This window comes from Pseudomonas sp. GGS8 (assembly GCF_024168645.1).
GTDB lineage: Bacteria > Pseudomonadota > Gammaproteobacteria > Pseudomonadales > Pseudomonadaceae > Aquipseudomonas.
In genome coordinates, this window is record NZ_JALJWF010000001.1 from 3,098,561 (window position 1) to 3,122,355 (window position 23,795).

27 protein-coding genes are annotated in these 23,795 nt (G+C 58.8%); 26 read left to right on the forward strand and 1 reads right to left on the reverse strand.

What is annotated here, in order from left to right:
- Positions 1-88: 88 nt before the first annotated feature.
- From ffh to rplS, 5 genes are all read left to right on the forward strand, one after another.
- Positions 89-1,465, forward strand: a complete 1,377-nt coding sequence (gene ffh / locus J3D54_RS13920) for a signal recognition particle protein (RefSeq protein ID WP_007941401.1) — start codon at positions 89-91, stop codon at positions 1,463-1,465.
- A gap of 250 nt (positions 1,466-1,715) precedes the next feature.
- Positions 1,716-1,967 carry a 30S ribosomal protein S16 gene (gene rpsP, locus J3D54_RS13925; RefSeq protein ID WP_003198088.1) on the forward strand — a complete coding sequence of 84 codons (252 nt, stop codon included), beginning with the start codon at positions 1,716-1,718 and terminating at the stop codon, positions 1,965-1,967.
- Between the two features lie 5 nt (positions 1,968-1,972).
- Positions 1,973-2,509 (forward strand): ribosome maturation factor RimM, encoded by a 537-nt coding sequence (rimM, locus tag J3D54_RS13930; RefSeq protein ID WP_105340217.1) that lies wholly within the window; start codon positions 1,973-1,975, stop codon positions 2,507-2,509.
- Positions 2,491-3,264 carry a tRNA (guanosine(37)-N1)-methyltransferase TrmD gene (gene trmD / locus J3D54_RS13935; RefSeq protein WP_253419045.1) on the forward strand — a complete coding sequence of 258 codons (774 nt, stop codon included), beginning with the start codon at positions 2,491-2,493 and terminating at the stop codon, positions 3,262-3,264. The genes rimM and trmD overlap by 19 nt, the downstream gene beginning before the upstream one ends.
- 45 nt (positions 3,265-3,309) lie before the next feature.
- Complete coding sequence (gene rplS / locus J3D54_RS13940; RefSeq protein WP_003175895.1) at positions 3,310-3,660, forward strand: 50S ribosomal protein L19; 351 nt, start codon at positions 3,310-3,312, stop codon at positions 3,658-3,660.
- A gap of 320 nt (positions 3,661-3,980) precedes the next feature.
- On the opposite strand, the gene suhB is transcribed toward rplS, so the two are convergent.
- Complete coding sequence (gene suhB, locus J3D54_RS13945; protein ID WP_008053258.1) at positions 3,981-4,799, reverse strand: inositol-phosphate phosphatase; 819 nt, start codon at positions 4,797-4,799, stop codon at positions 3,981-3,983.
- Between the two features lie 145 nt (positions 4,800-4,944).
- Here suhB and trmJ point away from each other — a divergent pair, with 145 nt between their 5' ends.
- The 21 genes from trmJ to J3D54_RS14050 all read left to right on the forward strand — a co-directional run bounded on the left by trmJ (position 4,945) and on the right by J3D54_RS14050 (position 23,789).
- The gene (trmJ, locus tag J3D54_RS13950; RefSeq protein ID WP_253419049.1) at positions 4,945-5,715 is read left to right on the forward strand and encodes a tRNA (cytosine(32)/uridine(32)-2'-O)-methyltransferase TrmJ; all 771 of its coding nucleotides are present in this window, start codon (positions 4,945-4,947) and stop codon (positions 5,713-5,715) included.
- Positions 5,716-5,717: 2 nt separating this feature from the next.
- Positions 5,718-6,494 (forward strand): serine O-acetyltransferase, encoded by a 777-nt coding sequence (gene cysE / locus J3D54_RS13955; protein WP_253419052.1) that lies wholly within the window; start codon positions 5,718-5,720, stop codon positions 6,492-6,494.
- A gap of 184 nt (positions 6,495-6,678) precedes the next feature.
- On the forward strand, positions 6,679-7,170 hold the full coding sequence (gene iscR, locus J3D54_RS13960; RefSeq protein ID WP_003227911.1) for a Fe-S cluster assembly transcriptional regulator IscR: 492 nt from the start codon (positions 6,679-6,681) through the stop codon (positions 7,168-7,170).
- Between the two features lie 50 nt (positions 7,171-7,220).
- The gene (locus tag J3D54_RS13965) at positions 7,221-8,435 is read left to right on the forward strand and encodes an IscS subfamily cysteine desulfurase (protein ID WP_253419055.1); all 1,215 of its coding nucleotides are present in this window, start codon (positions 7,221-7,223) and stop codon (positions 8,433-8,435) included.
- A gap of 84 nt (positions 8,436-8,519) precedes the next feature.
- Positions 8,520-8,906 (forward strand): Fe-S cluster assembly scaffold IscU, encoded by a 387-nt coding sequence (gene iscU / locus J3D54_RS13970; RefSeq protein WP_003443374.1) that lies wholly within the window; start codon positions 8,520-8,522, stop codon positions 8,904-8,906.
- A gap of 34 nt (positions 8,907-8,940) precedes the next feature.
- Entirely contained in the window at positions 8,941-9,264 is a 324-nt protein-coding gene (iscA, locus tag J3D54_RS13975) for an iron-sulfur cluster assembly protein IscA (RefSeq protein WP_007941391.1), read from the forward strand.
- Positions 9,265-9,272: 8 nt separating this feature from the next.
- On the forward strand, positions 9,273-9,794 hold the full coding sequence (gene hscB / locus J3D54_RS13980) for a co-chaperone HscB (RefSeq protein WP_018927068.1): 522 nt from the start codon (positions 9,273-9,275) through the stop codon (positions 9,792-9,794).
- A gap of 51 nt (positions 9,795-9,845) precedes the next feature.
- The gene (gene hscA, locus J3D54_RS13985; RefSeq protein ID WP_253419058.1) at positions 9,846-11,711 is read left to right on the forward strand and encodes a Fe-S protein assembly chaperone HscA; all 1,866 of its coding nucleotides are present in this window, start codon (positions 9,846-9,848) and stop codon (positions 11,709-11,711) included.
- Positions 11,711-12,052 carry an ISC system 2Fe-2S type ferredoxin gene (fdx, locus tag J3D54_RS13990; RefSeq protein WP_018927066.1) on the forward strand — a complete coding sequence of 114 codons (342 nt, stop codon included), beginning with the start codon at positions 11,711-11,713 and terminating at the stop codon, positions 12,050-12,052. Before hscA ends, fdx begins: the two co-directional genes overlap by 1 nt.
- 14 nt (positions 12,053-12,066) lie before the next feature.
- Complete coding sequence (iscX, locus tag J3D54_RS13995) at positions 12,067-12,267, forward strand: Fe-S cluster assembly protein IscX (RefSeq protein ID WP_253419062.1); 201 nt, start codon at positions 12,067-12,069, stop codon at positions 12,265-12,267.
- Between the two features lie 92 nt (positions 12,268-12,359).
- On the forward strand, positions 12,360-12,785 hold the full coding sequence (ndk, locus tag J3D54_RS14000) for a nucleoside-diphosphate kinase (RefSeq protein WP_018927065.1): 426 nt from the start codon (positions 12,360-12,362) through the stop codon (positions 12,783-12,785).
- 28 nt (positions 12,786-12,813) lie between these two features.
- The gene (gene rlmN, locus J3D54_RS14005; RefSeq protein ID WP_007941385.1) at positions 12,814-13,962 is read left to right on the forward strand and encodes a 23S rRNA (adenine(2503)-C(2))-methyltransferase RlmN; all 1,149 of its coding nucleotides are present in this window, start codon (positions 12,814-12,816) and stop codon (positions 13,960-13,962) included.
- Between the two features lie 12 nt (positions 13,963-13,974).
- Entirely contained in the window at positions 13,975-14,733 is a 759-nt protein-coding gene (pilW, locus tag J3D54_RS14010; RefSeq protein WP_253419065.1) for a type IV pilus biogenesis/stability protein PilW, read from the forward strand.
- The gene (locus tag J3D54_RS14015; protein ID WP_253419068.1) at positions 14,733-15,767 is read left to right on the forward strand and encodes a RodZ family helix-turn-helix domain-containing protein; all 1,035 of its coding nucleotides are present in this window, start codon (positions 14,733-14,735) and stop codon (positions 15,765-15,767) included. Before pilW ends, J3D54_RS14015 begins: the two co-directional genes overlap by 1 nt.
- Positions 15,768-15,770: 3 nt before the next feature.
- A complete protein-coding gene (gene ispG, locus J3D54_RS14020; RefSeq protein ID WP_003185136.1) occupies positions 15,771-16,880 on the forward strand; it encodes a flavodoxin-dependent (E)-4-hydroxy-3-methylbut-2-enyl-diphosphate synthase in 1,110 nt (369 codons plus the stop codon).
- Between the two features lie 37 nt (positions 16,881-16,917).
- Entirely contained in the window at positions 16,918-18,207 is a 1,290-nt protein-coding gene (hisS, locus tag J3D54_RS14025; RefSeq protein WP_253419071.1) for a histidine--tRNA ligase, read from the forward strand.
- 40 nt (positions 18,208-18,247) lie between these two features.
- Positions 18,248-18,889: a tetratricopeptide repeat protein gene (locus J3D54_RS14030; protein ID WP_253419073.1), complete on the forward strand. Its 642-nt coding sequence runs from the start codon at positions 18,248-18,250 to the stop codon at positions 18,887-18,889.
- Complete coding sequence (bamB, locus tag J3D54_RS14035) at positions 18,882-20,033, forward strand: outer membrane protein assembly factor BamB (RefSeq protein ID WP_253419076.1); 1,152 nt, start codon at positions 18,882-18,884, stop codon at positions 20,031-20,033. Before J3D54_RS14030 ends, bamB begins: the two co-directional genes overlap by 8 nt.
- Positions 20,034-20,168: 135 nt before the next feature.
- Complete coding sequence (gene der, locus J3D54_RS14040; protein ID WP_007941378.1) at positions 20,169-21,638, forward strand: ribosome biogenesis GTPase Der; 1,470 nt, start codon at positions 20,169-20,171, stop codon at positions 21,636-21,638.
- Between the two features lie 223 nt (positions 21,639-21,861).
- Positions 21,862-23,010: a pyridoxal phosphate-dependent aminotransferase gene (locus J3D54_RS14045; RefSeq protein ID WP_253419079.1), complete on the forward strand. Its 1,149-nt coding sequence runs from the start codon at positions 21,862-21,864 to the stop codon at positions 23,008-23,010.
- Positions 22,998-23,789: an amidohydrolase gene (locus tag J3D54_RS14050; RefSeq protein ID WP_253419082.1), complete on the forward strand. Its 792-nt coding sequence runs from the start codon at positions 22,998-23,000 to the stop codon at positions 23,787-23,789. Before J3D54_RS14045 ends, J3D54_RS14050 begins: the two co-directional genes overlap by 13 nt.
- Positions 23,790-23,795 lie beyond the last annotated feature (6 nt).

The window sequence follows — 23,795 nt, forward strand, 5'->3', positions numbered from 1 at the left end:
GCCCACGCCGCAGGCTCGCCGAGCACATGTTGATTCCGGTCTGGGCCGCCATTATCCCGGTCTACACAGGGCCTGAAAGGATCGCGCAATGTTTGAAAACTTAACCGACCGTCTCTCGCAGACGCTGCGCCATGTCACCGGCAAGGCCAAGCTGACTGAAGACAACATCAAAGACACCCTGCGCGAAGTGCGCATGGCGTTGCTCGAGGCCGACGTCGCCTTGCCGGTGGTCAAAGACTTCGTCAATTCGGTCAAGGAGCGCGCTGTCGGCACCGAGGTGTCGCGCAGCCTGACGCCGGGCCAGGCCTTCGTGAAGATTGTCCAGGCCGAACTCGAAAGCCTGATGGGCGCGGCCAACGAAGACCTGAATCTGAGTGCCGTTCCACCGGCCGTGGTCCTGATGGCCGGTTTGCAGGGTGCGGGTAAAACCACCACCGCCGGCAAACTGGCGCGCTTCCTTAAAGAGCGCAAGAAGAAGTCGGTCATGGTCGTGTCCGCAGACGTTTACCGTCCGGCGGCGATCAAACAACTGGAAACCCTGGCCAACGACATCGGCGTGACGTTCTTCCCGTCCGACCTGAGCCAGAAGCCGGTCGACATCGCTCAAGCGGCTATTAAAGAAGCCAAACTGAAATTCATCGACGTGGTCATCGTCGACACCGCCGGTCGTCTGCACATCGACGAAGAGATGATGGGCGAGATCAAGGCGCTGCACGCCGCGATCAATCCGGTCGAAACCCTGTTCGTGGTCGATGCCATGACCGGCCAGGACGCCGCCAACACGGCCAAGGCCTTCGGCGATGCGCTGCCGCTGACCGGTGTGATCCTGACCAAGGTCGACGGCGATGCCCGTGGCGGTGCTGCGCTGTCGGTACGTGCCATTACCGGCAAGCCGATCAAGTTCATCGGTATGGGCGAGAAGAGCGAAGCGCTCGAACCGTTCCACCCTGAGCGTATCGCTTCGCGCATCCTCGGCATGGGCGACGTGCTCAGCCTGATCGAACAGGCTGAAGCGACCCTCGACAAGGACAAGGCCGACAAACTGGCCAAGAAGCTGAAGAAGGGCAAGGGCTTCGACCTCGAAGACTTCCGCGATCAGTTGCAACAGATGAAGAACATGGGCGGCCTGGGCGGCCTCATGGACAAACTGCCGAATATCGGTGGGGTGAACCTGGCGCAGATGGGCAATGCCCAGGGCGCGGCAGAGAAGCAGTTCAAACAGATGGAAGCCATCATCAATTCCATGACCCCGGCCGAGCGCCGCGACCCTGAGCTGATCAGCGGTTCGCGCAAGCGCCGTATCGCCATGGGTTCCGGTACTCAGGTGCAGGACATCGGTCGCTTGATCAAGCAGCACAAGCAGATGCAGAAGATGATGAAGAAATTCTCCGCCAAAGGCGGAATGGCCAAAATGATGCGCGGCATGGGCGGTATGTTGCCCGGCGGCGGCATGCCGAAAATGTAAAGAATCCGCGCCGGCAGTCATGTCGGCGCAGCCCCACACGGACGTGGGATCTCCAGCAAACCCGCACTTGGCGGGAGCTGACTGGTCATCTTCAACGATGGCTCTATAGCAAGTCTGGATGGCACGCCGATAGGCGCCGGAAAAAGACATTTGCAAAAGTCCGGATATTCCTTAGAATATGCGGCCTTTCGGGCACCTATGCCCGCTGTGCATTTAGATTTGCAGCACCGACTACAGGAACGATGTTCACATGCTAACAATCCGTCTTGCCCTTGGCGGCTCCAAAAAGCGCCCGTTTTACCACTTGACCGTAACCGACAGCCGCAACCCGCGTGACGGTTCGCACAAGGAACAGGTTGGTTTCTTCAACCCTGTTGCTCGTGGTCAAGAAGTTCGTCTGTCCGTGAACCAAGAGCGCGTAGCCTACTGGCTGAGCGTTGGTGCACAACCTTCTGAGCGCGTTGCTCAGTTGTTGAAGGAATCTGCTAAGGCTGCGGCCTGAGCAATATGAACGCGACGCCAGCTGTTGCTGATGATTTGATCGTTATCGGCAAGATTTATTCTGTTCACGGCGTTCGCGGCGAAGTGAAGGTGTATTCCTTTACTGATCCGATTAAAAACCTGTTGGACTACAAAACCTGGACGCTCAAGCGCGAGGGCAACGTAAAACAGGTCGAGCTGGTCAGTGGACGTGGGAATGACAAGTTCCTGGTCGCAAAGCTCAAGGGTCTTGATGATCGCGAAGAAGCTCGTCTTCTGGCTGGTTATGAGATCTGCGTGCCGCGCAACCTGTTCCCTGAATTGACCGACGGCGAGTACTACTGGTACCAGCTGGAAGGTCTGAAGGTTATCGATACTCACGGGCAGTTGTTCGGGAAAATCGATCATCTTCTGGAAACCGGCGCCAATGATGTAATGGTGGTCAAGCCTTGCGCTGGCAGCCTGGATGATCGTGAACGCCTGTTGCCGTATACCGAGCAATGCGTGTTGGCCGTCGACCTCGCTGCGGGTGAGATGAAGGTGGAATGGGATGCGGACTTCTAAACGTGGCTAACCTGCGCGTAGAAGTGATCAGTTTGTTTCCCGAGATGTTCTCCGCCATCAGCGAGTACGGCATCACCAGTCGGGCGGTGAAACAGGGGTTGTTGCAGCTTACCTGTTGGAATCCGCGGGACTACACGACGGATCGACATCACACTGTGGATGATCGCCCATTTGGCGGTGGTCCGGGCATGGTGATGAAGATCAAGCCCCTGGAAGATGCTCTGGTTCAGGCCAAGGCAGCAGCCGGGGAGGCGGCGAAGGTAATTTACCTGTCCCCCCAAGGCCGTCAACTGACCCAGTCGGCGGTGCGCGAGTTGGCGAATCTGGATGCATTGATCCTGATTGCTGGCCGCTATGAAGGCATTGACGAGCGTTTTATTGATGCTCATGTCGATGAAGAGTGGTCGATTGGCGACTATGTACTGTCTGGCGGCGAGCTGCCGGCGATGGTCCTGATCGATGCGGTTACACGACTGCTGCCTGGAGCTTTAGGGCATGCGGACTCCGCCGAGGAAGATTCCTTTACGGATGGTTTGCTGGATTGCCCGCACTACACCCGACCGGAGGTGTATGCGGATCAGCGTGTTCCCGACGTATTGCTAAGTGGCAATCACGCGCACATCCGGCGTTGGCGTTTACAGCAGTCCCTTGGTCGGACCTATGAACGACGCGTCGATCTTCTGGAAAGCCGCTCGCTTTCTGGAGAAGAGAAGAAGCTGCTCGAGGAATACATCCGCGAGCGGGACGATAGTTAACAACGTATCGATGGTAGATCCGACGATTTACCTTAGGAGCACAGCATGACTAACAAAATCATCCTTGCACTCGAAGCAGAGCAGATGACCAAAGAGATCCCTACCTTTGCCCCGGGCGACACCATTGTCGTTCAGGTGAAAGTGAAGGAAGGCGATCGTTCGCGTCTGCAAGCGTTCGAAGGCGTAGTTATCGCCAAGCGTAACCGCGGCGTAAACAGTGCTTTCACCGTTCGTAAAATCTCCAACGGTGTTGGCGTAGAACGTACTTTCCAGACCTACAGCCCGCAAATCGACAGCATGGCTGTTAAGCGTCGCGGTGACGTGCGTAAAGCCAAGCTGTACTACCTGCGTGACCTGTCCGGTAAAGCAGCTCGCATCAAGGAAAAACTGGCTTAAGTCCAGCTTCCGATGCCGAAAAGCTGGCCTTTCCAGGCTGGCTCTTCAAGAAAATGCCTCGTATCGAAAGATGCGGGGCATTTTTCGTTATGGCTGTATATAAAGGCCGGTTAGGGGGCGGGGTCTGTAGGGGCGAGGCTTGTCTGCGAAGAGGGTGTGTCAGTCGACATTGATGTTGCCGGGTGTTTCGTCTTCGCGGGCAAGCCCGCTCCCGCATGGATCGCGGCGTTAGAGGGGGATTTTGTTCGTGCAAAAGCAAACGCCCCGAACAGGTCGGGGCGTTTGCTTTAAGTGCTGCGGTTTTTTTTGACTCTGGGCGCTTAGCGCTTCAGCGAAGCCGGCAGGTGCGGCTGGATCGCCGTCAGTACTGCCTTGAAGCACTTGGTGTTGCCGGCAACGACGTGGCCTTTTTCCAGGAAGTCGTGACCGCCAGTGAAGTCGCTCACCAGGCCGCCGGCTTCCTGGATCAGCAGGGCGCCTGCAGCCATGTCCCACTCGGACAGGCCTGATTCCCAGAAAGCGTCGAAACGGCCGGCAGCTACGTAGGCCAGGTCCAGGCTTGCCGAGCCGGCGCGGCGGATGCCGGCGGTCTGGCCAACCAGGGCGCGGAACATGCCCAGGTAGTTGTCGAGGTTGTCCATCTGGTCGTCACGGAACGGGAAGCCGGTACCCAGCAGGGCGCCGTCCAGGCTGGTGCGGCCGCTGACGCGCAGGCGACGACCGTTCAGTTGAGCGCCGCGACCACGGCTGGCGGTGAATTCTTCCTGGCGAACAGGGTCCAGTACAACGGCGTGTTCCAGGCGTCCGCGGTATTTGCAGGCGATGCTGACAGCGAAGTGGGGGATGCCGCGCAGGAAGTTGGTGGTGCCGTCCAGTGGGTCGATGATCCACAGGTATTCCTCGCCTTCGATGCCGGTGCCGGCGTGCATACCGGTTTCTTCACCCAGAATCGAGTGGTTCGGGTAGGCCTTGCGCAGTGCGTCGATGATTTTCTGTTCGGCGGCGCGATCCACCTCGGATACGTAATCCTTGGCGTCTTTTTCGTCGACCTTGATGGTATCCAGGCGCTCGATGGAGCGGAAGATCAATTCACTGGCGCTGCGGGCGGCGCGCAGCGCGATATTCAGCATGGGCTGCATGGATGTGTCACCTAAGGTTGTTAAAGAAAGCCGGGCATTCTATCAGAAAGTTTCTACAGGAGAAGGTCGGTGTTCGCTTTCATGGCTTAACGGTAGGAGGAGCTGTAAGATTCTGCTCCCGATAATGTGTTCGAGAGCGCCTCCCTTGCTGCAAAACATTCGTGTCGTCCTGGTCAATACCAGCCATCCCGGAAATATCGGCGGTGCTGCGCGTGCCATGAAGAACATGGGCCTGTCGCGACTGGTGCTGGTCGAGCCGCGGTTGTTCCCGCACCACGAGGCCGATGCACGTGCGTCCGGCGCCGGGGACATCCTTGAAAACGCGCAAGTCGTCGCCACCTTGGAAGATGCCTTGATCGGCTGCAATCTGGTGCTGGGTACCAGCGCTCGTGATCGTCGCATTCCCTGGCCGTTGCTCGATCCCCGTGAGTGCGGTGTAAGGGTGGTCGAGGAGGCGGGGCAGGGTGCCGAGATCGCATTGGTGTTCGGTCGTGAAGATTCCGGCCTGACCAACGAAGAGCTGCAGCGATGTCATTATCACGTGCACATCCCATCAGACCCTGAGTTCAGTTCGCTGAACCTCGGGGCGGCGGTGCAGGTGTTGAGCTATGAGGTGCGTATGTCCTGGCTGGCGGCCCAAGGTCAGCCGAGCAAGGTCGAGAAGGAAGAAGTCGCATCCACCAAGAGTGGTGAGCTGGCGACCATGGATGAGCTGGAGCGATTCTATGAGCACCTGGAGCAAACCCTGGTGGCCATCGAATTCCTCGACCCGGAAAAACCACGGCACTTGATGGCGCGCCTGCGCCGGTTGTACGGACGCAGCTCGGTCAGCCGGGCGGAAATGAATATATTGCGTGGCATTCTCACGGAAACCCAGAAGGCGGCCCGTGGCGAGCTTCTAAAGCGGAAGGATTAATGATGTTCGAGCGTTTGCGTGAAGATATCCAAAGTGTTTTTCATCGTGACCCGGCGGCGCGTAATGCTTTTGAAGTCCTGACCTGCTATCCGGGCATGCATGCCATCTGGATCCATCGCCTGTCGTCGGTCCTGTGGCGCGCAGAGCTGAAATGGCTGGCGCGGTTGGTGTCGAACTTCGGTCGCTGGTTGACCGGAATCGAGATTCATCCGGGCGCCAAGGTCGGTCGTCGCTTCTTTATCGACCATGGCATGGGTATCGTTATTGGTGAGACCGCCGAGATCGGCAACGACGTCACTCTTTATCAGGGCGTGACCCTCGGTGGCACCAGCTGGAACAAGGGCAAGCGTCACCCGACTCTGGAGGATGGTGTGGTGGTTGGTGCGGGCGCCAAGGTGCTCGGCCCATTCACTGTCGGTGCCGGGGCCAAGGTGGGTTCCAATGCCGTGGTCACCAAGGCGGTTCCGCCGGGTGCGACAGTGGTGGGGATTCCGGGGCGGATTATCGTCAAGTCTGATGATGAGCAGGATGCCAAGCGCAAGGCTATGGCCGAGAAGATCGGTTTCGATGCCTACGGCGTCGGCGAAGACATGCCGGACCCGGTGGCGCGGGCGATCGGTCAACTGCTCGATCACTTGCAGGCGGTCGATGGGCGTTTGGAGGGTATGTGCGGTGCACTGAAGGATCTGGGCAGTAATTACTGTGCCAAGGATTTGCCTGAGCTGCGCGAAGAAGACTTCGCCTGTGTGAAGGGCAAGGATGAAAGCAAGGCCAGCTGATTCGCAGCAGGGTCGCATTCAGGCATTTGCACCGCGCTGGTTGGTGTGCCATTACGCTACAGACCCTGCTATGATGCGCGCGCTCTTTTGCGGGTAAACCCGAGTAAAGCACTAGGTCTTATAGTTGACTTAAATACTCGGGAATTGCATACTCGCCTCATTCCGAACTCCGTGGTAATTGTCCATGCGACTGACTACAAAAGGCCGATACGCCGTGACCGCCATGCTTGACCTGGCGTTGCACGCGCAGCACGGGCCGGTGTCCCTGGCCGATATCTCCGAGCGCCAAGGCATCTCCCTGTCCTACCTCGAGCAGCTTTTCGCCAAATTGCGCCGTAGCAATCTGGTGTCCAGTGTTCGCGGTCCGGGCGGTGGCTACCAACTGTCCCGCGACATGCAGGGCATCCAGGTCGCCCAGGTGATCGATGCGGTAAACGAATCGGTCGATGCGACCAAATGCCAGGGCCAGGGTGACTGCCATTCCGGCGACACTTGTCTGACTCACCACTTGTGGTGCGATCTGAGCCTGCAGATTCACGAATTTCTGAGCGGTATCAGCTTGGCTGACCTTGTCACTCGCCGTGAGGTACAAGAAGTAGCCCAGCGTCAGGACCAGCGCCGTTGCAACAGCAAGGCGCCACGCCTGGACAAGATTGAAGCGTCCGCCGTCGAATGACAGCCAAAGAGCTAGCGGCACGCCAGCCAGCCTGATTTAGGAGATAGTCCATGAAATTGCCGATTTACCTTGATTACTCTGCGACCACCCCGGTTGATCCGCGTGTCGCGCAAAAGATGAGTGAATGCCTGCTGGTCGACGGAAACTTCGGTAACCCGGCGTCCCGTTCCCACGTGTTCGGCTGGAAAGCCGAAGAGTCCGTCGAAAACGCTCGCCGTCAGGTCGCTGACCTGGTTAACGCCGACCCACGCGAAATCGTCTGGACCTCCGGCGCCACTGAGTCCGACAACCTGGCAATCAAGGGTGCGGCGCATTTCTACTCCACCAAAGGCAAACACCTGATCACCACCAAGATTGAGCACAAGGCTGTCCTCGACACCATGCGCCAACTGGAGCGTGAAGGTTTCGAAGTGACCTACCTCGATCCTCGGGAAGATGGTCTGGTCACCCCGGAGATGGTCGAAGCTGCCCTGCGTGACGACACCATTCTCGTGTCGATCATGCATGTGAACAACGAAATCGGCACCATCAACGACATCGCAGCCATTGGTGAGCTGACCCGTTCCAAGGGCATCCTGTTCCACGTCGACGCCGCTCAGTCCACCGGCAAGGTCGAGATCGACCTGTCGAAGCTGAAAGTCGACCTGATGTCGTTCTCCGCCCACAAAACCTACGGCCCTAAAGGCATCGGCGCGTTGTACGTCAGCCGCAAACCGCGTGTTCGTATCGAAGCGACCATGCACGGCGGCGGTCACGAGCGTGGCATGCGTTCCGGCACCCTGGCGACCCACCAGATTGTCGGCATGGGCGAAGCGTTCCGTGTAGCCAAGGAAGACATGGCTGCCGAGAACGTACGTATCAAAGCCCTGAGCGAGCGTTTCTTCAAGCAGGTCGAAGGCTTGGAAGAGTTGTACGTCAACGGCAACATGACCGCCCGCGTACCGCACAACCTGAACCTGAGCTTCAACTACGTCGAAGGCGAGTCGCTGATCATGGCGCTCAAGGATCTGGCGGTTTCGTCGGGTTCGGCCTGCACCTCGGCATCGCTTGAGCCTTCGTACGTGCTGCGCGCCCTGGGCCGCAACGACGAACTGGCACACAGCTCGATTCGCTTCACCTTCGGCCGTTTCACCACCGAAGAAGAAATCGACTACGCCGCGCAGAAAGTCTGCGAGGCCGTCACCAAGCTGCGCACTCTGTCGCCGCTGTGGGACATGTACAAAGACGGCGTCGACATTTCGAAAATCGAGTGGGCGGCACACTGATATTCAAGTCGCCGCAACGGGCCCTGCGAATCCACGATTGGCAGGGTTTCAAGAGCGACTCCTGATGAGTGAGGATTAAGAATCATGGCTTACAGCGAAAAGGTCATCGACCACTACGAGAACCCGCGCAACGTCGGCAAGATGGACGCGGAAGATCCTGATGTCGGCACCGGCATGGTCGGCGCACCGGCGTGCGGTGACGTGATGCGTCTGCAGATCAAGGTCAACGAGCAAGGCATCATCGAAGACGCCAAGTTCAAGACTTACGGTTGCGGTTCGGCGATCGCCTCCAGCTCCCTGGCGACCGAGTGGATGAAAGGCAAGACTCTGGATGAAGCAGAGACCATCAAGAACACTCAGCTGGCCGAAGAGCTGGCCCTGCCGCCAGTGAAAATTCACTGCTCCGTACTCGCTGAAGACGCTATCAAAGCGGCCGTTCGCGACTACAAGCAGAAGAAAGGCTTGATCTGACTTTCAAGATTTGGCGACGAGTAAGGAGTCACCGATGGCTATCAGCATGACAGAAGCGGCTGCTCAACACGTGCGACGCTCCCTCAACGGGCGCGGCAAGGGTGATGGGATTCGTCTGGGTGTTCGCACCACGGGCTGTTCCGGCCTTGCCTATGTGCTGGAGTTTGTCGACGAGGTGGGCGCGGACGATCAGGTGTTCGAAAGTCACGGCGAGAAGGTGATCATCGACCCGAAAAGCCTGGCGTACCTTGACGGCACCGAGCTTGATTTCGTCAAGGAAGGGTTGAACGAAGGCTTCAAGTTCAACAACCCCAACGTACGCGGTGAATGTGGCTGCGGCGAAAGCTTCAACATCTGAGGCTACTCGTGGGTACTCCTTGTCATTTCGCTTTATTTGAGCTGCAACCGAGTTTCAATCTGGACCTCGATCAGCTGGCTACGCGCTACCGTGAGTTGGCGCGTGGCGTTCATCCGGACCGCTTTGCCGACGCTTCCGAGCGCGAGCAGCGGCTGGCGCTCGAGCAATCCGCGAGCCTCAACGAGGCCTACCAGACGCTCAAAAGCCCCCCCAAGCGCGCGCGATACTTGCTCGCATTGAGTGGTGGCGAGCTGCCGCTGGAGGTCACGGTGCATGATCCGGAGTTTCTTCTGCAGCAGATGGAGTTGCGTGAAGAGCTTGAGGATCTGCAGGACAGCGCCGACATGGCGGGTATTGCCACGTTCAAGCGCCGCCTCAAGGCAGCTCAGGATGAATTGAACCAAAGCTTCGCAGCTTGCTGGAATGATGCGGCGCAACGCGAACGGGCCGAACGCCTGATGCGGCGCATGCAGTTCCTCGACAAGCTCACCTACGAAGTGCGCCAGTTAGAAGAGCGCCTCGACGATTAACCCAGTGCCGCTCCGGTCGCACGCCTGATATACAGATAAGTCCTGATCACGATGGCCCTACTGCAGATCGCCGAACCCGGCCAAAGTCCTCAACCGCACCAGCGTCGTCTGGCTGTGGGGATCGACTTGGGCACTACCAATTCGCTGGTCGCTGCATTGCGCAGTGGTCTTTCCGAGCCTCTGGCTGATGCGCAAGGGCGGGTTATCCTGCCGTCTGCCGTGCGCTATCACGCCGATCGCGTCGAAGTCGGCGAATCGGCCAAACTGGCTGCCGCCACCGATCCTTTGAACACCGTGTTGTCGGTCAAGCGCTTGATGGGTCGTGGTCTGTCCGACGTCAAGCAGTTGGGCGATCAGCTGCCGTACCGCTTTGTCGATGGCGAGTCGCACATGCCGTTCATCGATACGGTGCAAGGCCCGAAAAGCCCGGTCGAAGTTTCCGCCGATATCCTCAAGGTGCTGCGTCAACGCGCTGAAGCGACCCTGGGTGGCGAATTGGTCGGCGCGGTGATCACCGTTCCGGCCTATTTCGATGATGCCCAGCGTCAAGCCACCAAGGATGCGGCCAAACTGGCCGGCCTGAACGTGCTGCGCTTGCTCAATGAGCCGACCGCTGCTGCGGTGGCGTACGGTCTGGATCAGCAGGCCGAAGGCCTGGTTGCCATTTACGACCTGGGCGGCGGTACGTTCGATATTTCGATTCTGCGCCTGACCGGCGGTGTATTCGAAGTGCTGGCTACCGGTGGCGACAGCGCGTTGGGTGGCGATGACTTCGATCACGCCATTGCTGGCTGGATCATTGAGAGTGCTGGTCTGTCGGCCGACCTCGATCCGGGCGTGCAGCGCAATCTGTTGCAAACCGCGTGTGCGGCCAAAGAAGCCTTGACCAACTCCTCGTCCGTCGAAGTCGCTTATGGCGACTGGAAGGCCGGGCTGACTCGTGAGGCGTTCAATGCGCTGATCGAGCCGATGGTTGCCCGCAGCCTGAAAGCCTGCCGTCGCGCGGTGCGTGATTCCGGCATTGAGCTGGAAGACGTTCACGCGGTGGTCATGGTCGGCGGCTCGACTCGCGTGCCGCGCGTGCGCGAAGCCGTTGCGCAAGCCTTCGGTCGCGAACCGCTGACCGAAATCGACCCGGACCAAGTCGTGGCCATCGGTGCCGCGATCCAGGCCGATACCCTGGCGGGCAACAAGCGTGACGGCGGCGAATTGCTGTTGCTCGATGTGATTCCGTTGTCCCTGGGGCTGGAAACCATGGGTGGCCTGATGGAGAAGGTGATTCCACGTAACACCACCATCCCCGTCGCCCGGGCCCAGGACTTCACCACTTACAAAGATGGCCAGTCGGCCATGGCGATCCACGTATTGCAGGGTGAGCGTGAGTTGATCAGCGACTGCCGGTCCCTGGCGCGCTTCGAATTGCGCGGCATTCCCGCGATGGTGGCCGGCGCGGCGAAGATTCGCGTGACCTTCCAGGTCGACGCCGACGGTCTGCTCAGTGTCTCGGCCCGCGAACTGGGGTCGGGCGTCGAAGCCAGCATTCAGGTCAAGCCGTCCTATGGCCTGACCGACGGCGAAATCGCCAAGATGCTCAAGGATTCGTTCCAGCACGCCAACGACGACAAGGTCGCCCGCGTATTGCGTGAGCAGCAGGTCGATGCCCAGCGCCTGATCGAGGCGGTGCAGGGCGCTCTGGATGTCGATGGCGAACGCTTGCTCGATGCCGAGGAGCGTATGGTCATCGAAATGCAGATGCAGGAACTGACCGAATTGATGAAAGGCACCGATGGCTATGCCATTGAGCAGCAGACCAAGCGTCTGTCGCAAGTGACCGATGCGTTTGCTGCCCGCCGCCTGGACTCGACGGTGAAAGCCGCTCTGGCGGGGCGCAATTTGAATGAAATCGAGGATAACTGATGCCGCAGGTCATTTTTCTGCCACACGAGAAGTTCTGCCCGGAAGGCATGGTTGTGGAGGCTGAGCCAGGCATATCCATTCTCGAGCTGGCCCATGAACACCATATCGAGATGGAAAGCGCCTGTGGCGGCGTCTGCGCGTGCACCACTTGTCACTGCATCATTCGTGAGGGGTTTGACTCGCTGGAAGAGGCTGATGAGTTGGAGGAAGACTATCTTGATAAGGCTTGGGGGCTGGAGGCCCAGTCACGTCTGGCCTGTCAGGCAAAAGTCGGGACTGAAGACCTGACCGTCGAAATTCCGAAATACTCGCTCAACCATGCAGCCGAAGCGCCGCACTGATTCAAGGAGCTTTCATGAGCCTGAAATGGGTTGATGTGCTGGAGATCGCGATCCAGTTGGCTGATTCAAAGCCGGATGTGGATCCGCGTTACGTGAATTTCGTCGATCTGCACCAGTGGGTGCTGGCATTGCCGGAGTTCAGTGATGATCCGACCCGCGGTGGCGAGAAGGTACTTGAAGCCATTCAGGCCGCCTGGATCGAAGAAGCAGACTGAGTCTGCGCCGTACGCAGTTAGGCAATACCCAAGAACCCGCGTATAATTCGCGGGTTTAATTTTTCGCAAATTACCGTTTCTGGAGTTACACCATGGCTGTTCAACGTACTTTCTCCATCATCAAGCCTGACGCTGTTGCTAAAAACGTCATCGGCGAGATCACCACTCGTTTCGAAAAAGCAGGCCTGCGCGTTGTAGCTTCGAAACTGAAGCAACTGTCCAAAGCCGAAGCTGAAGGCTTCTACGCTGAGCACAGCGCTCGTGGTTTCTTCAACGACCTGGTTGCTTTCATGATTTCCGGTCCGGTTGTCGTTCAGGTTCTGGAAGGCGAAAACGCTATCGCTCTGAACCGTGAGCTGATGGGCGCTACCAACCCTAAAGAAGCTGCTCCAGGCACCATCCGCGCTGACTTCGCTGATTCCATCGACGCTAACGCCGTACACGGTTCGGACTCCGAAGCCGCTGCTGCTCGTGAAATCTCGTACTTCTTCGCAGCTACTGAAGTAACCACTCGCTAAGCATTGGCTTAAGAGTGAAGGTGAATCCATGACTACATCGACTGTAAAAACCAACCTGCTGGGTCTGACTCAACAGGAAATGGAGAAATTCTTCGACTCGATCGGGGAGAAGCGTTTCCGTGCCGGTCAGGTAATGAAATGGATTCACCACTTTGGCGTCGATGATTTCGACGCCATGACGAACGTCAGCAAGGCCTTGCGCGAAAAGCTCAAGGCCGTTGCTGAAATTCGTGGTCCGGAAGTGGTCAGCGAGGACATCTCCAGCGACGGCACCCGTAAGTGGGTGGTGCGCGTGGCGTCCGGCAGCTGCGTCGAGACCGTTTACATTCCCCAGGGCAAGCGCGGCACCTTGTGCGTTTCGTCCCAGGCAGGCTGTGCCCTGGATTGCAGTTTCTGCTCCACCGGCAAGCAAGGTTTCAATAGCAACCTCACCGCCGCCGAAGTCATCGGCCAGGTGTGGATTGCCAACAAATCCTTTGGCAGCGTCCCGGCAACCGTCGACCGTGCCATCACCAACGTGGTGATGATGGGCATGGGTGAGCCGCTGCTGAACTTCGACAACGTCGTGGCCGCCATGCATCTGATGATGGATGACCTGGGCTACGGGATCTCCAAGCGCCGCGTAACCCTGTCGACTTCGGGTGTGGTGCCGATGATTGATGAGCTGTCCAAGCACATCGATGTCTCCCTGGCGTTGTCCCTGCACGCACCGAATGACGCATTGCGTAACCAATTGGTGCCGATCAACAAGAAGTATCCGCTTAAGATGCTGCTGGAGTCGTGTCAGCGCTACATGTCGTCCCTGGGCGAAAAGCGTGTACTGACCATCGAGTACACCTTGCTCAAGGACATCAACGACAAGGTCGAGCACGCGGTCGAAATGATCGAGTTGCTCAAGAACGTTCCGTGCAAGATCAACCTGATTCCGTTCAACCCGTTCCCGCACTCCGGTTACGAGCGTCCGAGCAACAATGCGATTCGCCGTTTCCAGGATCAGCTTCACCATGCAGGCTTCAACGTCACCGTGCGTACCACCCGCGGTGAAGACATCGATGCCGCGTGTGGCCAATTGGTAGGGCAGGTGCTGGATCGCACCCGTCGCAGCGAACGTTATATCGCCGTGCGTGAGTTGAGCGCCGACAACGATATGCCGCAAAACGCTGCGAACAATAATTAAGAGAGGATCTCTATGTCCCTGCGCTTCGCGCTGCTTGTGCTGTTGGCCAGCCTTTGTGCTGGTTGTGTCCTGTCGGGCGACTTCAACCCGATGAAGACCAGCAAGGGCCGTGATGAAGCGCGTGCCGCCTACGTGCAGCTGGGCCTTGGGTACTTGCAGCAGGGCATGACCGAGCGCGCCAAGGTCCCGCTGAAGAAAGCGTTGGAACTGGATGACTCGGATGCTGACGCCAACGCGGCTCTGGGGCTGGTGTTCCAGGCCGAGATGGAGCCGGAACTGGCCGATCAGCATTTTCGCAAGGCGCTGTCTTCCCGTTCCACCGATGCGCGAATCCTGAACAACTACGGCAGTTTTCTGTTCGAAGAAAAGCGTTACAAAGAGGCGTACGAGCGCTTTGAGCAGGCCGCCGCCGATACCCTGTATCCTGAACGTTCGCGGGTTTTCGAGAACCTCGGCATGACCGCTTCCAAGCTGGGCCAGCGTGATCTGGCCCGTCAGCAACTGGAAAAAGCCCTGCGTTTGAACCGCCAACAGCCACGTGCCCTGCTGGAAATGGCTGAGTTGTCATTCGAAGACAGGCATTATGTGCCCGCGCGTGACTATTACGATCGTTTTAGCCTGCTCGCCGAGCAAAATGCACGTAGTCTATTGCTCGGCGTTCGGCTGGCAAAAGTGTTTGAAGATCGCGACAAGGCCGCCAGTTTTGGCCTGCAATTAAAACGACTCTATCCCGGTACGCCGGAATATCAGCAATACCTGTCGGAGCAATGATGAAAGCGGCGCATCCCGAAGTTGTAGCAGCGAATCGCGTTAACCCCGGTGAGACTTTGCGCCAGGCCCGCGAAAGCAATGGCTGGTCGCTGGCAGAAGTGGCCCTCAAGCTCAACCTCACCGTCAATTCCCTGAGTAATCTGGAAGCCGGCGCTTTTGACAAGCTGCCTGGCCACACTTTTGCTCGTGGCTATATTCGCGCGTACGCCAAATTGCTGGGCATGGACCAGGCCGTTCTGGTTCAGCAGTTCGACCAATCCACCGGTACCGACTCCCAGGGCAGCAACGTCCACAGCCTGGGGCGTATCGAAGAACCTGTTCGGGTTTCCCACACCATTTTGCGAATTGTCAGCCTGCTGTTGCTGATCGCGGTGATTGGCGGTGGTTTTGTCTGGTGGCAGGATCAAACCTCATCGCGCACCAAAGACCTGGTCAGCCTGGCTCCGGAACACGTTGAAGTCGAAGGCGCCGACGGCACCACCCAGATCCATCCGCTGGACGAGCCGGAAGACCAGGCCGTCGCGCAAGGTGAGGCTGAAGGTGAAACGCCACTGGCGTTGCCGCAGGCCGAGACATCGGCAGAGGAACGAGCCACCGAAGCGAGCGCACCGGCCCCAACTCCAGCTCCAGCCGCCCCGGTAGCAACGCCTGTGGCTCCGGCCCACAACACTGCTCCGGTTGTCGCGACACCAGCAGCGCCAGCCCCGGCTGTTCCTGCGGTACCGGCAGCGGTTGCGACGGCTCCGGTTGCGCCGATCGTTCCAGCTTCTGCTCCAGTAGCTCCGGTTGCGGGCCAAGGCCAGGTTCAACTGCAATTCACCGCCGATTGCTGGACGCAAGTGACCGACGGCACAGGTAAAGTGCTGTTGAGTGGTCTCAAGCGTAAAGGCGAAAGTGTTTCCGTCAGCGGCAAGCCGCCCTTTGCCGTGCGTCTGGGCTTCGCCCGTGGCGCGCAGGTCAGCTACAACGGGCAGGTGATTGATGTCGCTCCGTTCACCAGTGGCGAGACTGCTCGCCTGAAGTTGGGTCAATAAGTCATGCACGGCGAATCTCCAATCAAGCGTCGCGAATCCCGGAAAATCTGGGTCGGTAACGTGCCTGTTGGCGGCGATGCGCCCATCGCTGTGCAGAGCATGACCAACAGCGACACCAATGACGTGGCCGCCACCGTGGCCCAGATCAATCGTCTGGAAGCCGCTGGCGTCGATATCGTTCGGGTTTCGGTGCCGGACATGGACGCCGCCGAAGCCTTCGGCAAGATCAAACAACTGGTCAAAGTGCCGTTGGTGGCCGACATCCACTTCGACTACAGGATCGCACTGCGCGTAGCCGAACTGGGCGTCGATTGCCTACGGATCAACCCAGGTAACATCGGTCGTGAAGACCGCGTGCGTGCGGTGGTCGATGCCGCCCGTGATCGCGGGATTCCAATCCGTATCGGCGTGAACGCCGGTTCCCTGGAAAAAGACCTGCAAAAGAAATACGGCGAGCCGACTCCCGCTGCGCTGGTCGAGTCCGCCCTGCGTCACGTCGAACACCTGGAACGCCTGAACTTCCAGGACTTCAAAGTCAGCGTAAAAGCCTCCGACGTGTTCATGGCCGTTGAAGCCTACCGTTTGCTGGCCAAGGAAATCGTCCAGCCGTTGCACTTAGGGATCACCGAAGCCGGTGGTTTGCGTTCAGGCACAGTGAAATCCGCCGTGGGCCTCGGTATGCTGCTTGCCGAAGGGATTGGCGATACTATTCGCATCTCGTTGGCGGCCGACCCGGTCGAGGAAGTGAAAGTCGGCTACGACATTCTCAAATCCCTGCACCTGCGTTCCCGTGGCATCAACTTCATCGCCTGCCCGAGTTGCTCGCGGCAGAACTTCGATGTGGTCAAAACCATGAACGAGCTGGAAGGGCGTCTCGAAGACCTGTTGGTGCCGCTGGATGTTGCGGTAATCGGTTGCGTGGTCAACGGGCCGGGCGAAGCCAAGGAAGCCCATATCGGCTTGACCGGCGGCACGCCAAACCTGATTTACATCGACGGCAAGCCGTCGCAGAAACTGACGAATGACAATCTGGTGGATGAGCTTGAACGCTTGATCCGGCAGAAAGCGGCCGAAAAGGTCGAAGCTGACGCAGCTGTAATCGCTCGCGGCTGACTCTGACTAAAGAGCCGAATGAATTTAAGGATTTAAAGTGAGCAAGTCTCTGCAAGCCATTCGTGGCATGAACGACATCCTGCCCGAACAGACTCCCCTGTGGCGTCATTTCGAGGGCACCGTCTCGCGTCTGCTGGATAACTACGGTTACAAGCAGATCCGTATGCCGATCGTCGAGTTCACCGAGCTGTTCAAGCGCTCCATCGGTGAAGTGACCGACATCGTCGAAAAAGAGATGTACACCTTCGAAGACCGCAACGGCGATTCCCTGACCCTGCGCCCTGAAGGCACAGCGGCCTGCGTGCGTGCGGTGCTCGAACACGGCATTACCGGCGGCGGCCAGGTGCAGAAACTCTGGTACATCGGCCCGATGTTCCGCCACGAACGTCCGCAGAAAGGCCGTTATCGCCAGTTCCACCAGATCGGTTGTGAAGTCTTCAACCTCGACGGTCCGGACATCGACGCCGAGCTGATCGTGCTGACCTGGCGCCTGTGGGGCGAGCTGGGTATTCGCGATGCGGTCAAGCTCGAGCTCAACAGCCTGGGCACTGCCGAATCCCGCAGTCGTTATCGTGAAGCACTGGTCGAATACCTGTCCGCTCGCCTGGATCAACTGGACGAAGACAGCCAGCGCCGTCTGAAGACCAACCCGCTGCGCGTTCTGGATACCAAGAACGCCGATACTCAAGCGGTGCTGGCCGACGCGCCGAAAATGGCCGACTACCTCGACGAAGAATCCCGCGTGCACTTCGAGGGCCTCAGGGCTCGTCTGGACGCCGCCGGCATTCCTTACGTGATCAACCCGAAGCTGGTTCGCGGGCTGGATTACTACAGCAAGACCGTTTTCGAATGGGTCACCGACCAATTGGGCGCCCAAGGCACGGTGTGTGCCGGTGGTCGTTACGACGGTCTGGTGGAGCAGATGGGCGGCAAGCCGACCCCCGGCGTCGGTTTCGCCATGGGCATCGAGCGTCTGGTGCTGCTGCTTGAAACCCTGGAGCAGATTCCCGAAGAAATCTCCCGTCAGGTCGACGTTTACCTCTGCGCCTTCGGTGAAGCCGCCGAGCTGGCCGGTCTGGCCCTGAGCGAGCGTGTTCGCGATCAATTGCCCAACCTGCGCCTGCAAGTGAATGCCGGTGCTGGCAGCTTCAAAAGCCAGTTCAAGAAAGCCGACAAGAGCGGTGCGCTGTACGCATTGATCCTCGGTGACGACGAAATGGCCCAGCAAGTGGTAGGTTTCAAACCCCTGCGTGGCCAGGGCGAACAACAAAGCATTGCCTGGGATGCGCTTGCTGCACACCTGGCCACCTGCGTCGTGCAGGGTTGAAGCTGTCAAACAGCCGATTTAGCGATTAAGGAGTATTGGGGTGTCGAGTACCGAAGACGAACATCTGGCGGAGTTGAAGGACTGGTGGACACGCAATGGCAAGCCCCTGGTCACTGGCGGCCTGTTGGCGCTGGTCATTGTGTTCGGCTGGCAGGCCTTTCAGAAGTATCAGAGCAATCAGTCGCAGGGCGCCTCGATTCTCTATCAGCAATTGCTGGAAACCACGCTGACGCCTGATGGCAAGCCTGATGCTGCACGTGTTTCGGAACTGGCCGGCAAGCTCAACAGCGAGTTCGGCGGCACTGCTTACGCGCAATACGGCAGCCTGTTCGTGGCGAAAGTCGCGGTCGACAGCGGCAAGCTGGACGACGCAGCCAGCGAGCTGAAAGCCATTGTCGACAAACCGGCCAACCCGGCACTGGGCGAAATCGCCCGTCAGCGCCTGGCGCAGGTACTGGCCGCGCAGAACAAGGTCGATGAAGCCCTGAAACTGCTCGAAGGCGATGCCGACAAGGCCTTCCTGGCCACTCGCGAAGAACTCAAGGGCGACTTGCTGGTGCAACTGGGTCGTACCGACGAAGCGAACGCGGCGTATCAAAAAGCCAAGGCGGCACTGTCGGATGAAGCGGCGGTCGGTGGCTTACAAATCAAGCTGGACGACCTGGCCAAAGGGGATGCGTGACGTGATCCGTTGGAAACATGCAGCATTGCTGGCTCTGGCCATTCTGGCCGCGGGTTGCAGCAGCAACAGCAAAAAAGAATTGCCACCGGCCGAGTTGACCGACTTCAAAGAAGAAGTGGTTCTGCACAAGCAGTGGAGTCGTTCGATCGGTAACGGTCAGGGCGAAACCTACAACATGCTGGTTCCGGCGATCGATGGCGATACCATCTATGCCGCCGACGTCACCGGTGTGGTGATGGCGATGGATCGCAGCAATGGCGACGTCAAATGGAAGAAGAAGCTTGAACTGCCTGTTTCCGGCGCCGTTGGCGTGGGTTACGGTCTGGTCATGATCGGCACGCTCAAGGGCGAAATCGTTGCCCTGGACGCCAGCAGCGGTGAAGAGAAATGGCGCGCTCGCGTGACCAGTGAAGTCCTCGCGCCGCCAGCCACCAACGGTGACGTTGTGGTGGTTCAGACCCAGGATGACCGTCTGATTGGTCTGGATGCCGCCACCGGCAACCAGCGCTGGTTGTATGACAGCACCCCAGCGGTTCTGACCCTGCGCGGCACCAGCGCACCGATCGTCACCAACCGCCTTGCGGTGGCTGGCCTGTCGACCGGTAAAGTGGTCGCTCTGGATATTTCCAACGGCGTGCCGGTGTGGGAACAGCGTGTAGCGATTCCACAAGGTCGTTCGGAACTGGAGCGTGTGGTCGATATCGACGGTGGCTTGCTGTTGTCCGGCGGGACGCTGTACGTCGCCAGCTACCAGGGTCGCGTCGCGGCGCTGGACCTGGAAAGCGGTCGTCAGCTCTGGCAGCGTGATGCTTCCAGCTATGCCGGTGTCGCCCAGGGTTTTGGCAGCGTCTACGTGAGCCTGTCTTCGGGCACCGTTGAAGGCGTTGACGAACGTTCCACCACTGCATTGTGGAGTAACGATTCGCTGGCCCGCCGTCAACTGTCGGCCCCGGAAGTGTTTTCCAGCTACGTTGCAGTCGGTGACCTGGAAGGTTACCTGCACTTGCTGAGTCAGGTGGACGGTCGTTTCGTCGGCCGCGAGCGCATCGACAGCGACGGCCTGCGTGCCCGTCCGCTGGTGGTGGGTGACACGATTTATGTGTATGGCAACAGCGGCAAATTGGAAGCCCTGACCATCAAGTAAAGACTATGCTTGGGGTTTAACCCCCAAGCGGCCTTGTTCTGCAAGGCTCGCAGCGCTTCCAGGCGCTGCCCCGAGCACCAGCCGCTGCCTCGCAGCGGCTTTTGTATTTTCTGAAATAACGAAGTGGAGAGCCGCATGGTTCCCGTAATCGCCCTGGTGGGCCGACCGAACGTCGGCAAGTCCACCTTGTTCAACCGCCTGACCAGGACTCGCGACGCCATCGTCGGCGACTTGTCCGGTCTGACCCGTGATCGCCAATACGGTGAGGCCAAGTGGCAAGGGCGTTCCTACATTCTGGTCGACACCGGCGGTATCTCCGGTGACGAGCACGGTATGGACGAAAAGATGGCCGAGCAGTCGCTGCTGGCCATTGAAGAAGCGGATGTCGTTCTGTTCCTGGTAGATGCCAAAGCCGGTTTCACCGCCGCCGACCAGATGATCGCCGAGCACTTGCGCAAGCGAAACAAGCGTTCCTACGTGGTCGCCAACAAGGTCGACAACATCGACCCTGAAATGGCCCGCGCCGAATTCGCCCCGTTGGGCATGGGCCACGCGATCCCGATCGCCGGTGCCCATGGTCGTGGCATCACCCAGATGCTGGAAATCGCCCTGAGCGACTTCCCGAAAGACGAAGAAGAGCCGGAAGAAGGCGAAGAAGAAGTCGTTGCCGAAGGTGAGGAAGCCAAGCGCATTCCTGGCCCAAGCGAAAAAGACGGTATCAAGATCGCTATCATCGGTCGTCCGAACGTCGGCAAGTCGACCTTGGTCAACCGCATGCTGGGTGAAGATCGGGTGATCGTGTATGACCAACCCGGTACCACCCGCGACAGTATCTACATCCCGTTCGAACGTAACGACGAGAAGTACACGCTGATCGACACCGCTGGTGTACGCAAGCGCGGCAAGATTCACGAAGAAGTCGAAAAATTCTCCGTGGTCAAAACCCTGCAGGCGATTAAAGACGCCAACGTGGTGATCTTCGTGATGGACGCCCGCGAAGGCGTGGTGGACCACGACCTCAACCTGCTGGGCTTTGCCCTTGAAGCCGGTCGTGCGCTGGTTATCGCGATCAACAAGTGGGACGGCATGACGCCGAGCGAGCGCGACTTCGTGAAGGTCGAGCTGCAACGTCGACTGTTCTTCGTCGACTTCGCCGACATCCACTTCATCTCGGCCCTGCACGGCACTGGCGTAGGCAACCTCTACGCTTCGGTACAGAACTCGTTCAAGTCCGCGGTCACCCGCTGGCCGACCAACCGCCTGACCCAGATTCTGGAAGATGCGGTTGGCGAGCACGCGCCACCGATGGTCAACAACCGTCGGATCAAGCTGCGTTATGCCCACTTGGGTGGTGCGAACCCGCCGATCATCGTGATCCACGGTAACCAGATCGAGAAGGTGCCGAAGTCTTACGTCCGTTATCTGGAAAACACTTACCGTCGTGTGCTCAAACTGGTCGGTACGCCGATCCGCATCGAGTTCAAGGGCGGCGAGAACCCGTACGAAGGTAACAAAAACACGCTCACCGACCGTCAGGTCAACAAGAAGCGTCGTTTGATGTCGCACCACAAGAAGGCCGACAAGAAGCGCCGCGACAAGCGCTGATCTATGGCTAACCCGGCTCCTGTGGGAGCGGGCTTGCCCGCGATGAACGATAACGCGGTGTACCTGTGACACCGCGGCGTGACCATCGCGGGCAAGCCACGCTCCCACAGGATCGGGTTAAAGAAAGGGCGCTTTATGCGCCTTTTTTTATGGGCGTCGTTTGGGCTATCCTCGGGCTCTCCCGTGCCGCCGTTAGAGCCGGGTGTAGCGCAGGGAATCACCGATGATCACCAGTAAGCTGCCGAATGTCGGCATCACTATCTTCACGCAGATGTCTCAGCTCGCGGCGCAAACCGGGGCGATCAATCTGTCCCAGGGTTTTCCCGATTTCGACGGCCCGCAGGCCTTGCGCGATGCGGTCGGTCGGCATATCGCCAGTGGCCATAACCAGTATTCGCCGATGACCGGCTTGCCGGCGTTGCGTCAGCAGATCGCGGCGAAGATCGCCCGCAGCTACGGCGCCCACGTCGATGCTGACAATGAAGTGACGGTCACTCCCGGCGCGACTCAGGCGATTTTTTGCGCGATTCAGGCGGTGATCCACAGCGGCGATGAAGTGATCGTGTTTGATCCGGCCTACGACAGTTATGAACCTTCGGTGGAGTTGGCCGGTGGTCGTTGTGTGCATGTGCAACTGGGCCTGAAAGACTTTTCCATCGATTTCCAGAAGCTTGCTGAAGCCATTACGCCGCGCACGCGGATGATCATTCTCAATACCCCGCACAACCCCAGCGGCGCACTGATCAGCCGTGCCGAACTGGATCAGTTGGCGGCATTGATCCGCGACCGCGACATCTATGTGATCAGCGACGAAGTCTACGAACACTTGGTGTTCGATGGCGTGCCTCACGCCAGCGTATTGGCCCATGAAGAGCTGTATCAGCGTGCTTTCGTGGTCAGTTCGTTCGGCAAGACGTACCACGTCACCGGTTGGAAAACCGGTTATGTCGTGGCACCGCCAGCCCTTACCGCGGAGCTGCGCAAGGTGCACCAGTACGTCAGTTTCTGCGGCGTGACGCCGTTGCAGTACGCCTTGGCCGATTACATGGCCGAGCACCCGGAACACGTTGAAGAGCTGCCGGGCTTCTATCAAGCCAAGCGCGATCTGTTCTGCGATCTGCTGACGCCATCGCGCTTCAGTTTTACTCGCGTGGCCGGTACTTATTTCCAACTGGTCGATTATTCGCAGATTCGCCCGGACCTCAATGACGTCGAAATGGCGCTATGGATGACCCGCGAGCATGGCGTCGCGAGCATCCCGATCTCGGTTTTCTACCAGACGCCACCGGTCGGCCAGCGTCTGGTGCGTCTGTGCTTTGCCAAGCGCGAGGAGACCCTGCGTGAAGCAGCGGCAAAACTATGCGTGATTTGAGTGCTCTGCCCAATCTGAATCTCGCACTGATCCAGACCACCCTGGCCTGGCATGATCGTCAGGCCAACCTGGAGCATTTCGAGCCGTTGCTGGAACAGGCTCGCGGCGCGGACCTGATCATCCTGCCGGAGATGTTCACCACCGGTTTCTCCATGGAATCGCAAACCCTCGCCGAGCCGGAAAATGGCCCTACCTGTAAATGGATGCGGGCTCAGGCGGCGAAGCTGGGGGCGGTGGTGACCGGCAGCATCATCGTCCAGGCGGCTGACGGCAGCTATCGCAACCGTCTGTTGTGGGCGCGACCGGACGGGGAGGTGTGGCACTACGACAAGCGTCACCTGTTCCGCATGGCGGGCGAGAACAACCACTACACCCCGGGCGAGCGTCAGGTGCAGTTCGAATTGAAGGGCTGGCGAGTACGACCGCTGATTTGCTACGACCTGCGCTTCCCGGTCTGGAGTCGCGATCCGCAAGACACCGACTTGCTGCTGTACACCGCCAACTGGCCGGGTGCACGGCGTCAGCACTGGAACCGTTTGCTGCCGGCACGGGCGATCGAAAACCTCTGCTATGTGGCGGCGGTGAACCGCATCGGTACCGATGGCAAAGGCTTTGCGTATACCGGTGACAGTCAGGTCCTGGATTTTCAGGGTGAGACGTTGCTCAGCGCAGGCGATGCCGATGGCGTATTCATGGTCGTGCTCGACGCGGCGGAACTGGCGGCTTATCGCACACGGTTCCCGGCGAATCTGGATGCGGATACCTTCGAGTTCACCTGAGATTTT